We start from the raw sequence: 14289 nt of genomic DNA, 5'->3' as shown, positions 1-14289 counted from the left end.
CCTCCGCACCCTTATAATTTTACGAAACAGGAATTCAAGGCACATTTTGATATATAAAGAGCGGAAACAATAACCTGTTTCCGCTCTATGATGTTGCTAATAAGAAAGTTCTTATTATTTAGCCAGTTTAGCGAAGTATTCCAACGTGCGGATCAATTGTGCAGTGTAGGACATTTCGTTGTCATACCAAGCTACAGTTTTCACCAGTTGTTTGTCGCCGACAGTCAGAACTTTAGTTTGAGTTGCATCGAACAAAGAACCGAAAGTGAGGCCTTTGATGTCGGAAGAAACGATTTGATCTTCAGTGTATCCATAAGTTTCAGGATCGGAAGCTTCTTTCATCGCTGCGTTGATTTCTTCAGCAGTTACGTTTTTCTCCAGAACTGTTACCAACTCAGTCAGGGAACCTGTAGGTACTGGAACACGTTGAGCCGCGCCATCCAATTTACCTTTCAACTCAGGGATAACCAAACCGATTGCTTTAGCAGCACCAGTTGTGTTAGGAATGATGTTTTCAGCTGCTGCACGAGCACGACGGAAGTCACCTTTAGCATGTGGAGCATCCAAAGTGTTTTGGTCGCCAGTGTAAGCATGAATTGTAGTCATCAAACCTTCAACGATACCAAATTTATCTTGCAGTGTTTTAGCCATAGGAGCCAGGCAGTTCGTTGTGCAAGAAGCACCAGAGATTACAGTTTCAGTTCCATCCAGAATTTCATGGTTTACGTTGTAAACGACAGTTTTCATGTCGCCAGTAGCTGGAGCGGAGATAACAACTTTTTTAGCGCCGCCTTTCAAATGTTTCTCAGCAGCTTCTTTAGTTGTGAAGAAACCTGTGCATTCCAGAACGATGTCTACACCCAGGTCTCCCCAAGGCAGTTCTTCAGGGTTGCGGTTAGCCAAAACTTTAACTTCTTTACCGTTTACTTTGAAGAAGCCATCATGTACTTCTACTTGTCCTTGGAAATTACCTTGTGTTGTATCATATTTCAACAAATGTGCCAACATTTTGGAATCTGTCAAGTCATTGATTGCTACTACTTCAATACCTTCCACGTTTTGAATCCGACGGAAAGCAAGGCGTCCAATACGTCCGAAACCATTAATACCAACTTTAACTGTCATGAGTGAGTTCCTCCCAAAGTTCGTTTAGTTTAGTTTTATATATTCAAGACAGACCCGAAAGCCTGTCAAGACAACACGATTCATAAATCCTATATTAATCATTTAAATAACGACTTACAATCTCAACAGCAGCGCCTTCGTCGGTGACCAGAATGTCTTCTTGCCCGAAACGCAGTACCGCATGAATAGCGGCCGCCTTGTTCTTGCCTCCAGCTACACCTAGAACCGTATCGGTACGCCTAATGTCCTCCAATCGGAGTCCAAGCGTCAGCATTCTGTGAACAACGACGCCATCTTCGTTAAAATAATAACCAAACGATTCGGCTACCGCCCCTTCACTGCTGATCTGGGCAAAGGTTTCGGGATCAAGTTTACGTCTATGTGCCATCGCTATGGCGTTGCCTATCCCGTGAATGATGATACGACTCTCGCGAATCAGGCTCAATATATCCTGAATGTTCGTATCTTCAAGCAAGGAGTTGTAAGCATGATTGCTGAGCAAATCCGGTACATGGAGCAGACGGTATTGAGCGCCGACCTTGCGAGCCATTGTGGAAGCAATTGTGTTGGCCTGCATTTCCATGCTTTCTCCCAAACCCCCGCGTGCCGGTACAAACCACCCACCCTTAAGGGGGCCATTAGAAGGCAATGCCAGTTGTTCCGCCACGTCTGCAATCGTCGTGCCACCTGTTACAGCGACCACATCCTCGTCGTCCATAACACTTAGCAACGCTTTTGCTCCAGCGCGCCCCAGCTCCTGCTTTGTTAACGGAGAAACATCCGAATCCCCTGGAACGACAACCACCTTCCTCAAACCATAGGCTTGACGAATCTGGTCCTCCAATTGGGACAGGCCGAACAAGTTATTCGCAATCGGCTCCAGCTGTTCCAGCAGATCCAGTCCTGCTTTGCTCACCTTCATGCCTACACTCTCAATCTCAATTAGCCCCTGAGCTTTAAGAAGATCGGTTTCGGCGCGCAACACGCGCTCGGTCATGTTCAGTGAAGCTGCCAGTGTTCTGCGTCCAACAACATCGGACAGCATAATCTGATGCAGGATCGTGTACCTTTTTTTCAAAACATCCATGAGGTCGGGCAGAAGCTGCTTCTGTATTTCTAATATCTTTCGCATGCTTTCCACTCCCGCACACTTCTAAGTTCTGTCTCTAACTGGTCTTAAAACGTCCCGGGATAACTTTTTAAGTCCCACGTATATCTTAACCAATATTTGCTCCATATGCAAGTCTATCTGAACCTATATTTCTCAACCATTTGTCTGAATATGCGCATTTAATAAAAGCTTGCAATTCACTGCTGTATATCATATAATCATCTTTGTTTCCAATTAGCTGTTTAATTAGTTAGTTGTTTGCATTGAATCAACTATGCGCCCGTGGTCCAACGGATATGACGTAGGCCTCCGGAGCCTGAGATCGAGGTTCGATTCCTCGCGGGCGCGCCATTTTAAATGAACGCTTAAATGCTTCTATATAATGTTTTAACCAATAAGAGCGCTGAGGGCTCTTTTTTTTAATCATTAGTTTGACTTTCTTTGACTTTTTGTTTGAAATTGTTTATCATGTGGTTAATACGGTAACAGTTTATAAATAAGGGACGTGTACTCGGCATGTCCACCAAATCCACTAACGATATTTAAGGGAGGTTTTTTGACGTGAGCTATGTTCCTATGGTAGTAGAACAAAGTAACCGCGGCGAACGCGCCTATGACATTTATTCCAGACTGTTAAAGGATCGCATTATTTTGTTAGGCTCGGACGTCAATGACGTTGTAGCCAACTCTATAATTGCGCAAATGCTGTTTTTGGCTGCCGAAGATCCTGAAAAAGATATTCACTTGTATATTAACAGTCCTGGCGGTTCCATTACAGCTGGTATGGCCATTTTCGATACGATGCAATACATTAAACCTGATGTATCTACGATTTGTGTAGGTATGGCGGCTTCCATGGGCGCGTTCTTGCTGAATGCAGGCGCCAAAGGTAAACGTTTCGCTTTGCCAAACAGTGAAATTATGATTCACCAACCTCTGGGTGGTGCACAAGGCCAGGCAACGGATATCGAAATCCGCGCACGCCGCATTCTGAAAATGCGTGATAAACTGAACCGCATTCTCGCAGATCGCACAGGCCAACCACTGGAACGTATTGAAAAAGATACAGACCGTGACTACTTCATGTCTGCTGATGATGCCAAAGAATACGGTATTATTGATAAAGTGCTAACTAGCTCCTCTCCAGAAGGTGTATAAGAGAAAAAATTTGCCTCTCGATAGCTGGTAAATGAAAAAGCTGCTCCGGATGTTATTATCCGGTAGGCAGCTTTTTTGCTTTATTGTTTTTTAGAGTATAGACAGTCCAACTTACTCATTTCTACTATTAAATCTGTCCCGCAAAAGGCTTTCCGCCTTGAGGCAGCAGTTGACCGAACGAGTAGGTAAACTCCGGAATTCCATACGCGTATGGCGCATAATCATACAAATCAAACACGATTGTTACTCCACTGTTCGTCACATAAAAATTCTGATCTGCCGCCAACTCTTTAAATTTACCGAATCCTTCACCAGCCTGAAGCGCATCGATTTTTTTCTTCAAATCAGCATTGAGGAACTTTTTGTAATTTGGATTCGCCTTCAATACGTCAGACAACTGCAGCAGTTTACCATCAGCGAGCGAGAACGTATATCCTTTACGTACCGTCATTCCATGTGCGCCACCCATATACGAGTAATCCTGCATAATCACACTTAGAATACCGTCCTTGTTATAGGCAATTGCAAAATCATTTTCGAAATCATACGGTCTTTCTGTTGTAGCCTCTCCCTCAGCCACCATCTTTTTGCCTGCTGCCAATATACCCTCTGCATGCTTTTTAAGCACATGGTTAATGGCCTGCTCTGCCTCAGGATTCAGCTGGCTGCCGCTGATTTGCGGATACTTAACTTTGTAAGATACCTTCGCATTACTCGAAGCTGGAAGTGTTTGAGACGCAATTGTGATCGGGTTTAGCTGACTTTTACTTAGCGTTACTGTCTTCTGAGCTGCGTTCCATTGAGCATCTATGCCTAGATAGTCTTTCAACAGACTCATAGGAATGTATAGCTTCCCAGCGATCTGTTTGGCATCCATACTACGTGTATTGATTCCATTGACGTTGACGTAGGCATCCGAGGAAGAAGCCATAATGTAAAGTTTATTGTACCCGCTACCTACGGTATATGTCGTTGCTTTCGCATCATAGCTTACTGGAATCCCCAAGCTGTCACGCAGTGCGGCCACCGGAATCATTGTACTCCCGTTCACTTGAACACCTTTAGCGGGCAACGTTTTACCATTCCATTGGATAGTGATTCCTGGTTGCTGTGTTGCCGCTTGCTGCTGTTTAATCGATGCTGCCTGGATATATGAAACGGGAACAGCTGCGACTCCTGCTAAAATCCCTGCTGCCAGCAGTGCTGAACCCCATTTTTTCGTATGCTTATTCATATTAAGTATTCCTCCTGTTATTATTTCTGTATTGTCTATGTGTAAATAATCACTTTACTTATTATATCTATACCCCATTGTATGTAGTTTACAATCTGTACACTCCCCGATTTCAATCTGTACACCTAGTAACCCTTAGCTATGACAGACTCATTACAAAAAGGTTTCGGTATACAAAAAAAGCCAGCAAGCCAGCCTGCGCATGATGCAGGCCGCTTGTGGCTTCGTTTGATGATCTATATTAGTTCATTTCGTATTGAGCCGACACCTGAACTTTCACTGTTACTTGCCCCGATTGTATCTCTGTCCCGCTACCTGCTAAATCCATGAGCGATTTTGACATGGCATTTTCACGTTGTGTAAAGACTTGTGCTTCTCCGCCATCTACCGTCACATTCACAAGAGCACCTAATCCGCGTTTGGCCGCTTTAGCTACAGCACTAGCTTTAGATTGTGCGCTTCCCAATGCTTTAGTAATGGCTTCTTCCTCATAAGTCGAAGGATCTTCCACGGAAAAACGAATATTATCTACGTTATTGGCTCCGGACTTGGTCGCCTCATCCAACAACTGACCTATTTTATCCAAATCGCGGTATTTAACGGAAATTGTATGGTTGGCAGTGTAGCCTTTGAGCTTCTGCCCTTCTTTTTCGTTATAGGTGTAGTTAGGCTGTACATAAAACTGGCTGGTCTGAATGTCATCTCCGCTGATGCTCCACTTTTCTTTCAGCAGTTGTGTAACCTTGTTCAATTTTGTAGCATTAGCTTTTTGAGCAGCGGCTGCCGTATTCCCTTCCGATTGTACACCGATAGAGAGATAAGCAATATTGGGCTTTGCCAATACTTCCCCGCTTCCAGTCACATTAATTACACCGTTTACCGTCGAAGCTGTTGACGCAGCATAAGCACGATCTGCCCCTGTCCATAATCCTCCTGCTACTCCCCCTGCTATTAATGCACCTGTGAGAACTGCTGTGGCTACTGTTTTTGTCCAAAGTCTCATTGAATTCAACCTCTTTCTAGTAAATGTTTGTACCTTCCAGACGGAAAAGACGGAAAAAGGTTGCAGCCAAGCGTACAAATTTCCGAAACAGAGCATGACCACGAGGATTTTCATTATTTATAGTTTGAACTTAATACGGCCTCTATATCCAATAAATCCACAATAAAACAGTTAGCTGAGGAGTGTTCGAAGGATTTTTTTCTGGATATAAAAAAAGCCCCAAAGGGGCTTTTCACTAAGATCATACACTATATTACAAGCAATTCTTTGTTTATTGATTTTCCAGCTCTACCTTACTAACCAGACTTACTAAAGCGTTTACAGCCTGTTCGGCATCCGCACCTTCAGCACTAATATTGATTTCAGTACCTGTGCTGATGGCAAGACTCATAATACCCATGATGCTCTTGGCATTAACCTTTTTGTCATCTTTTTCCACAAAAATCTCAGATGAATATTTATTCGCTTCCTGTACGAACAACGCAGCAGGTCTGGCGTGCAGTCCTGTTTTCAAACGTACGACTACCGGATGTTTTGACATGTCAGCTTACCCCCTCATCAAATAAATCTGGACACTACTTACTCCATTTTATTTATCACATTATAACATTAACCCGGGACAGACACTAGAAAAAAAACTAAAAAAACTGGGGCTAAAAGCCCCACCAACATTCTTTTTACGGAATCAGGCCATTTTCGCCCCTGATTTTGTCAGCCATCTCATCAATTTTGCGAAGCCGATGATTTACACCCGATTTACTCACGACCCCTTTGAGCATTTCCCCGACTTCTTTCAAATTCAAATCGGGATGAGCGAGCCGAACTTCTGCCACTTCACGCAGTTTATCCGGCAAGGTCTCCAAGCCAACTTCTCTCTCCAGCAACTTAATATTCTCAATTTGCCGGACAGCAGCTCCAATTGTCTTGTTCAAATTAGCCGTTTCACAATTGACAATACGATTCACGGAATTGCGCATATCGCGCATAATGCGTACATCTTCAAATTTGAACAAGGCTTGATGCGCCCCAATGATGCTAAGCAGCTCAATGATCTTCTCGCCTTCCTTGATGTAGAGAATAAAACCCTTTTTTCGCTCAATACAGCGAGCATTTAGATGAAACTCATTCGCAAGATCAACGAGTGCCTGACAATGCTCCTCATACATCGAAGAAATTTCAAGGTGGTAAGATGATCCTTCAGGATTGTTGACAGAGCCACCTGCCATAAAGGCGCCCCGTAAATAAGCTCTCTTACAACAGTTTTTCCGAACAATATCCCGATTAATCCCGTCAGTGAACAAGAAACCTTCTGAGACGATATAAAGATCCTTTAGCAGTTGTTGCACATCATTAGGAATACGGACAATGTACACATTATTTTTTTTCAAGCGCATTTTTTTCCGTACAAGCAGTTCGATATGAAGTTGAAAATGCTTCTTGATCAAGGAGTAAATCCGCCTTGCAATCGCGGCATTTTCTGTGGACACGTCCAATATCACCCTTTTATTCGACAGTTGTACGGATCCGAGCATACGTATGAGCGCAGATAGTTCCGCTTTCTCACAGCAGGACTGGCTTTCAATCATCGTAAGCTCTTTTTTCGTTTGTGCCGCAAAGGACAAGGGACTCACCTCCTTCTTAATATCCAGTTTTGTACCAATTGGTAAATATGCTGGCTCAATTTGTCTGCATCATGCCGTAAATACGTGCGGAACAGAACTAATGTATCTGCCACCACTTTATATCCCCGGTCGGTCAGCTCGCCCATGTCTACTTGAACTGGCTTGGCTCCCTGCTCGGCATACATTTCCTGTACTTGGGGTGGAATTTCTCCGTTATTTACAATGACATAGTCGAAGAGATGATGCCCTACATGCTCAAAAATAGCTTGCAGATGGTCTCCTACTGTATAGCCATCGGTTTCACCAGGCTGGGTCATAACGTTACAGACAAATATTTTGATAGCGTCTGATTTCACTACAGCTTCAGCGAGTTTAGGTACAAGCAAATTCGGTAATATGCTGGTATATAGACTGCCGGGGCCAATCAAAATCGCATCAGCTTCATTAATGGCCTCTACAGCCTCAGGCAACGGCTCCACGTGAGTCGGTTCAAGAAAGACGCGTTTGATTCGTCCGCCCGCTTCTGGGATCTTGGACTCTCCGGTAATCACCGTGCCATCCTCCATTTCGGCGCTTAGCACAACGCCTTCCTCGGCTGCTGGCAGCACACGTCCCCGGACAGCAAATACACGGCTAAGCTCACGCACCGCCGTTACAAAATCTCCCGATATATCGGTCATCGCTGCTAAAATCAGATTGCCCAGACTATGGCCTGACAATCCTGATCCCGCACCGAAACGGTATTTCAGCATATCTGACATCACTGGTTCCACGTCAGCCAAGGCAGTCAGCACATTGCGAATATCCCCTGGGGGGGGCATCTGCAGCTCACTGCGCAAAATCCCGGAACTTCCGCCATCGTCAGCGACTGTAACAATAGCCGTAATATCTAGCGGCTTTTGCTTTAAGCCCCGCAGCATGACGGACAAGCCGGTTCCGCCGCCCATAACAACTATACGTGGGCGCTCCCGTTGTGATCCGGTCTCTTTCATGATTTCACCTCATTAATGCCGGTCCCGATCAGCATCCCGATGCGAAACAGAAACAGATTCTGTCTCGCTGGCACCCAGCATTTTTCCTAAATACTCCGATATTGCAACAGAACGATGCTTACCGCCAGTACAGCCAATGCCGATAATGACCTGGCTTTTGCCTTCTTTGCGATATTGCGGAATCAAAAAGTGTAACATATCCAGCAACTTGGTCAAGAATGCCTGAGTCTCGGGCCATTTCATGACATAATCATATACATCGCTATCCTGTCCAGTGTGGGGACGTAGTTGATCCACATAGTGGGGATTAGGCAGGAAGCGCACATCGAATATAAGATCGGCATCAATGGGAATACCATACTTGAAGCCAAAAGAAGTAATGTTCACGGAAAGCATACTGCTCTCCAGATGAGAAAATCGTGAAATAATCCTTGCCTTTAAAGTTGCAGGCTTCATCACACTTGTGTCAATAACCTGTGTAGCCGAGCTTTTTAGTTCTTCCAACATCTTGCGCTCCAACCGAATCCCATCCAAAGGCATACCGTCTGGAGCCAGCGGATGACGTCTACGACTTTCCTTATACCGCTGTACGAGAACGCCATCATTCGCATTTAAGAATAAAATTTCACAATGAATCGTAAAATGATCTTTAATATAATTCAACGATTCCGACAAGGCAGTGAAAAATTCTCGTCCGCGTAAATCAATGACGAGTGCAACCTTGCCTATTTTACCATTAGACTGCTCAATCAACTCTGCAAATTTGGGAATCAGTACAGGGGGCAAATTATCAACACAGAAGAAGCCCAAGTCTTCCAGGCTCTGAACCGCAATGGTCTTCCCTGCGCCTGACATCCCCGTAATAATAATGAGCGTTGCCCACGGCGCAGCATTTTTTAGGTTATCTGTCATATGGACTTCCCTCTCCTTTTGCTTCTTCGCTCTATGCCAGTACCCGTATTATCAGTAACCTGTGGTCAGGAGCGTAGCAGCAACCCTGCAGCCCCTACAACACCCGCGTCATTGCCTAACACCGCTGGTACGATATATACACCTTTTTGAAGCGGTTCAGGTGCCAGCTTGGCGTATACGCGACGCATCTCTTCAAACAAAAAGTCGCCTGCTTTAGAAACACCGCCGCCTATAATAAACAACTCTGGATTAAGCACAGCGGCAACCGCTGCCATGGATTTCCCCAAATAAAAGGCAGCCCGGTTCACGATACGCAGTGCGACTTCATCCCCGGCTTTAGCAGCATCAAATACTTCCTTGGCGGCAATTTGATCCTCCAGCGCCAGAGAGGTCCGGTCGCCACGTTCCACAGCATCCTTGGCCATACGAATGATGCCTGTTGCAGAAGATACAGTTTCCAAGCAACCCATTTTGCCGCATCCACACTGAATTGCCTCCAGATCAGGTACGACGCTGATATGACCAATTTCCCCGGCCATGCCTGAAGAACCTTGGTATATTCTACCGTTTATAATAATACCGCCACCTACTCCTGTTCCCAGGGTATAGCATACGCAGTTTTCGATGCCTTTGCCTGCACCAGCCCAAGCCTCACCTAGCGCAGCAACATTCGCATCATTGTCTATTTTCACAGGCTTGCCAATCCGGTTCTCTAGGAGCGCACGGATCGGTACGTCACGAAAGCCAATATTAGGAGCGAGGACAATAATACCATCACGAACATTCGTAAAACCTGCAACGCCTGCACCGACACCCTTGAGTTGATCCCACTCATAAGGAGATTCCTCAACAATGTGCCGCACATATTTTTCGATATTACCAATGACAACATCTACACCTTTATCGGTTTCGGTTGGTCCCTCGTATGTGTGCAAAAGCTGTCCGTTCTCATTACAAATGCCTACTTTAATCGCTGTACCGCCCAAATCGACACCCACATAGATACTTTCAGACATGTTCCAAGCCACCTTTATGTTTACTTAAAAACCTGGTATGAAATATATGCTTATAATTCCTACTTCATAATAGTAATCCTACGTTCCAACTATAATTGAAGCCCTCGTTACGGTCAAGGACACTTCCTTGTTGAAAAGTGTACGATTAGAGGAACTTTTAACCTTATGCACCCATAAAAAGGAGAAAGCCCGTGCAAACGCAGCAGGCTTTCTCTTCCTGAACAAAAGATGTGGCATAACAGAGGTTTCCTTCGCTCTCCCGTTAGCCTTTTTGTGTACTATAGACACGCTTTTATTGATCCAGTGTTTCGCTCCAGTCGTGAACAGCACTGCCTTCGAGATATTTCTCGCAGTCCATAGCCGCCATACAGCCCGTTCCCGCAGCCGTAATCGCTTGACGGTAACGATTATCCTGTACGTCCCCACAGGCAAAAACTCCGGGGATGTTCGTTTCCGTTGTGCCTGGCTTCACTACAATATAGCCGTGTTCATCCGTATGGATTTGTCCGTTCAGGAAACCTGTATTCGGTGTATGCCCGATGGCTACGAACACGCCATCTACCTCAATCAGCTCATCCTGATTGGTCTCATTATTGTGTACCTTCAAACCCTTTAAACCAGATTCTCCCGTCACAACTTCCAGAGGAGTCCGGTTTAATGCCCAATGTACTTTTTCGTTCTCACGCGCGCGATCTTGCATAATTTTGGATGCCCGCAACTCATCGCGACGATGGACCAAGGTTACACTGGAAGCAAAACGGGTCAAGAAGCTCGCTTCCTCCATGGCTGAATCGCCACCGCCAACCACGACAATCTTTTTCCCGCGGAAAAAGAAGCCATCGCAAGTTGCGCAAGTGCTGACTCCGCGACCTACATTGTCCTGCTCACCCGGAATACCAAGATATTTGGCGGACGCACCTGTAGCAATAATGACCGACTCCGCCTCAATGATGCCTTTACCCTCTACCTTCACTTTAAAAGGACGTTTGCTAAAATCCACTTCCTCTACCCAACCGGAAGTAAATTCAGCGCCAAAACGTTCAGCCTGCTTGCGCATATTATCCATCAGTTCAGGCCCGAGGATACCTTGCTCAAAACCCGGAAAATTTTCAATTTCGGTCGTTGTAGTAAGCTGCCCACCGGGCTGCATCCCTTCAATGATCAGCGGATTCATGTTAGCACGTGCCAAATAAATAGCCGCTGTGTAGCCTGCAGGACCTGTACCAATAATTATGGATTTATACATACGTTTGTTGCCTCCTTTAAGTGATGTTTGGAGCAGGTCTCAGACCTGCTTTTTAAACGTGGAGAGCGGCTGCTTCAGCTTCTGTTTGATACCACACACGCTGTCAATCTGGCGTGCATAGCGGCTTACGGTCGATACGGAAATACCATAGCGATCGGCTACTTCCTGATAGGTGACTGAATGATGATGCATTTTGGCAGTCAAATATTCCAGCGCCGCTGCCCATCCCTCAGTATGCTGAACCATCGGAACTTCCGGGGCAAGCCGATCCAAATACTCCAGCCACAGCGATCTCAAGTCGTGCTGCATGACCGGATCGGATGGCTTGCTCATAACGGTCAGTACCTTATCCAGCACTGCCTGCCATTGTGGATCAACCGGGGAGGCAGATACATCACCTTCAATTGTATGAGGATCGTTCTCAACCTCCAACTGATCAGAACGTTCCGTTTCCGGGTACATTTTCTGCTCACCCTGCTCCGCCAGCTCTTGCAATACTTGCAAGGCACGGCGTTTCAGCTCATCCTCCTGGTCCGGGTCTTCTACGAAGGACTCCAGTGCCTGACGCACCTCATCATCACCGATCAAGCTTAACGCCTGAATGACCTGAAGCTGAGTCGCCCGGTCCCCGTGGCGCAAGGCCCAGAAGAAGGATGACCGGATTAGCGGGTCCTTCTTCATGCTGTCAGGCACCTGGTCAGCACCAAACTTCTCCCACATGCGGAATTGCTCCTCAAACGGGAGATGATAATGATAGCTGAGCACTTGCAGCGGTGTACCCTCCTGCTGGAGTTCCTCCAGTCGGGACAGGAAAAACCGCGGAACTTCCGAGGAAGCATCCTGCTTTTGCAAATGACTCCACAACCGCCGTGCTTCCGCATATCTTCCCGTATTGCTGGCAGCTACCGCCGTGTAATGGTACAAAGAAGCGTCCGCATTGTTCTCTCCATCGCCATGAAGCAACCTGCGGAAATGTCTGTAGGCCTCCTCATGGCGTCCGAGAATGCCCATAGTGGTCGCCAGCTTGAATACCTGCTCCTCCTGAAACGGTATAGTGACCGCCAAAGTCTGCACCAGACGATCCAATTCCGGGCCGCCGCCCTCGTGCTGATAAAAGATCGCCAAGTTGCACAATGCGTGTAAATTCCCCGGCTCATCCTCCAACACTTGAATAATGGTAGCCTTAGCATTTTGGAACAATCCCATGTAGTAATACGCTAACGCCAGATTATTTCGCGCAGCGAACATATCCGGTTGTTCCTCTGAAATTTGCTTGAGCAACTGGGCTGCCTGAGCAAATTTCCCCTCCTCCAGCAGGACACGAGCCTGATCATGCTCTACTACTCCCTGCCGGGCCTTAATGCGGTTCAGCTTCGTTGGACGGTCCAGCTCATAATACAGCAGCTCCATCATTTCCTCCGCTTCATCAAGAAACTGGCCTTCTTCGTCCTCCTCCAGGTACGTGACCAATGCTTTCTCCGCTTCTTCAAACTGCTCCATATTAGCGTAATTATTCGCCATATAGAAATAACACTCTGTCATCGACGAGTCTACGTCACTCAGAACAGAGGACAGGATCTCATTCGAACCTGCATAATCCCCCATCTCTGATAATATACCCGCCATATTGCAATGATTCACCGGATTATCCGGTTCATATTCAACGGCTTTGCGAAAATATTTCAATGCCTTGTCATAATGATTGCGATCAAGCGAGCGCACAGCTTTCTCAAAAAAGAAAGATGCGTCGAAACGCAAAGCAATAATCTTAGGGCTAGGTTCCGATACTCGCAGATGTTTCCCTTTCATAAATAACCAAGGCACCTCCTTTAAAAGTAACTGACATGTTCATACCCTTCAGTATACCACAACTTCAAAACGACTTGACAGTCGATCCTACCTCATTCCAAAAAACGGATATATGCTCGTATACGATAGATATATATACAAGAATACGCTAAATAGCCGAACGCTTTTCCCTGTATAAATAAGGAGCGTTCGGCTAGCCACTGGATATGATACTTAGACCCAATAAACGTAATAATTAAAGCGTCAGCGGCACCGGCGAGCGCTCGCGATGCTGAAATACGGCAAGCTCGCGATAGCCGACTTCATATAGAAGCGCGCGTGCCTTCTCCAAGTGCTCGGACAGCTTCGCCGGATCATGGGCATCCGATCCTACGGTCAGCGGGATGCCTAGCGAAAAAGCTTCGTCCAGCATGCGGCGGCTCGGGAACATCTCAGCACAGGGCTTCGAAAGCCCTGATGCATTCAGTTCCATCGCCCGACCGCTGCGGGCAACGGCTGAGAGTGCGGAGCGCTCCAGTTCACGCAGCTCCTCCATTTCCTCCGGCTTCGGATGATAGCCGAAGCGCTTAATGACATCCAAATGCCCCATGATGTCATACAAACCGGTAGCTGCCGCCTTAGAAACCGCATTATAATACGTGCGGTACACCTCAAGCACATTTTTGCCTTCCCAATGGTGTACCTGACGGAAGTCCGTGATATCCCATTCACCTAGAAAATGGACGGAACCAATCACATAATCCCAGGGATACGCGGTGATGATATCTTCGATTTCTCGTTCCCAGCCCTCAATGTAGTCGCCTTCCAAGCCAACACGAATATCAATTTGCTCTTTAAAACGTTCCTTCAGTTCCAAACATTCTTCCACGTATCGGGGCAGCTCCTCCATAGGCATCGCCATTTCCGGGTAATAGTCAGCCGGTTTTACATGCAGTAGTGGCATGTGATCGGACAAGCCGAGCTGATCCAGCCCCAGCCGAATTCCCTGCTGTACATACTCTTCCAGACTCCCTATGGCATGCCCACAGCGGGCGTGATGCGTATGATAGTCAATTTTCATG

General features: G+C 46.3%; 13 protein-coding genes and 1 tRNA gene. 2 read left to right on the top strand and 12 right to left on the bottom strand.

Translation table 11 applies throughout. From position 1 onward, the window contains the following. Nucleotides 1–114: 114 nt before the first annotated feature. Both gap and NSQ57_RS00950 read right to left on the bottom strand, forming a co-directional pair. Nucleotides 115–1125: a type I glyceraldehyde-3-phosphate dehydrogenase gene (gap, locus tag NSQ57_RS00955; RefSeq protein WP_023986488.1), complete on the bottom strand. Its 1011-nt coding sequence runs from the start codon at nt 1123–1125 to the stop codon at nt 115–117. Between the two features lie 94 nt (nt 1126–1219). Further along, a complete protein-coding gene (locus tag NSQ57_RS00950; protein ID WP_029518990.1) occupies nt 1220–2257 on the bottom strand; it encodes a sugar-binding domain-containing protein in 1038 nt (345 codons plus the stop codon). Nucleotides 2258–2512: 255 nt separating this feature from the next. On the opposite strand from NSQ57_RS00950, the gene NSQ57_RS00945 reads away from it, so the two are divergent. Then, nucleotides 2513–2587: transfer RNA gene (locus tag NSQ57_RS00945), tRNA-Arg, on the top strand. A gap of 210 nt (nt 2588–2797) precedes the next feature. Next, the gene (gene clpP / locus NSQ57_RS00940; protein ID WP_013368815.1) at nt 2798–3394 is read left to right on the top strand and encodes an ATP-dependent Clp endopeptidase proteolytic subunit ClpP; all 597 of its coding nucleotides are present in this window, start codon (nt 2798–2800) and stop codon (nt 3392–3394) included. 127 nt (nt 3395–3521) lie between these two features. On the opposite strand, the gene NSQ57_RS00935 is transcribed toward clpP, so the two are convergent. The 10 genes from NSQ57_RS00935 to hisJ all read right to left on the bottom strand — a co-directional run bounded on the left by NSQ57_RS00935 (nt 3522) and on the right by hisJ (nt 14288). Further along, nucleotides 3522–4628, bottom strand: coding sequence for a DUF4163 domain-containing protein (locus NSQ57_RS00935; protein WP_069012119.1), 1107 nt, complete (start codon nt 4626–4628; stop codon nt 3522–3524). Nucleotides 4629–4869: 241 nt separating this feature from the next. After that, complete coding sequence (locus tag NSQ57_RS00930; protein ID WP_029518994.1) at nt 4870–5631, bottom strand: SIMPL domain-containing protein; 762 nt, start codon at nt 5629–5631, stop codon at nt 4870–4872. A gap of 271 nt (nt 5632–5902) precedes the next feature. Next, a complete protein-coding gene (locus NSQ57_RS00925; RefSeq protein ID WP_013308257.1) occupies nt 5903–6172 on the bottom strand; it encodes an HPr family phosphocarrier protein in 270 nt (89 codons plus the stop codon). Between the two features lie 136 nt (nt 6173–6308). Beyond that, nucleotides 6309–7253, bottom strand: a complete 945-nt coding sequence (gene whiA / locus NSQ57_RS00920) for a DNA-binding protein WhiA (RefSeq protein WP_029518996.1) — start codon at nt 7251–7253, stop codon at nt 6309–6311. 5 nt (nt 7254–7258) lie between these two features. Then, nucleotides 7259–8245: a YvcK family protein gene (locus NSQ57_RS00915; RefSeq protein ID WP_023986485.1), complete on the bottom strand. Its 987-nt coding sequence runs from the start codon at nt 8243–8245 to the stop codon at nt 7259–7261. A 12-nt stretch (nt 8246–8257) separates the two neighbouring features. After that, nucleotides 8258–9157 carry an RNase adapter RapZ gene (gene rapZ, locus NSQ57_RS00910; protein WP_013308254.1) on the bottom strand — a complete coding sequence of 300 codons (900 nt, stop codon included), beginning with the start codon at nt 9155–9157 and terminating at the stop codon, nt 8258–8260. A 65-nt stretch (nt 9158–9222) separates the two neighbouring features. After that, on the bottom strand, nt 9223–10173 hold the full coding sequence (locus NSQ57_RS00905) for an ROK family glucokinase (protein ID WP_029518997.1): 951 nt from the start codon (nt 10171–10173) through the stop codon (nt 9223–9225). 292 nt (nt 10174–10465) lie between these two features. Then, on the bottom strand, nt 10466–11419 hold the full coding sequence (trxB, locus tag NSQ57_RS00900) for a thioredoxin-disulfide reductase (protein WP_029518998.1): 954 nt from the start codon (nt 11417–11419) through the stop codon (nt 10466–10468). A gap of 39 nt (nt 11420–11458) precedes the next feature. Beyond that, complete coding sequence (locus NSQ57_RS00895; RefSeq protein ID WP_165149358.1) at nt 11459–13228, bottom strand: tetratricopeptide repeat protein; 1770 nt, start codon at nt 13226–13228, stop codon at nt 11459–11461. Nucleotides 13229–13463: 235 nt separating this feature from the next. Then, nucleotides 13464–14288, bottom strand: coding sequence for a histidinol-phosphatase HisJ (gene hisJ / locus NSQ57_RS00890; protein WP_069012124.1), 825 nt, complete (start codon nt 14286–14288; stop codon nt 13464–13466). Nucleotide 14289 lies beyond the last annotated feature (1 nt).

Source organism: Paenibacillus sp. FSL L8-0502, assembly GCF_038593055.1.
Classification (GTDB): domain Bacteria; phylum Bacillota; class Bacilli; order Paenibacillales; family Paenibacillaceae; genus Paenibacillus; species Paenibacillus polymyxa_D.
This window is presented reverse-complemented; position numbering and strand designations above follow the sequence as displayed.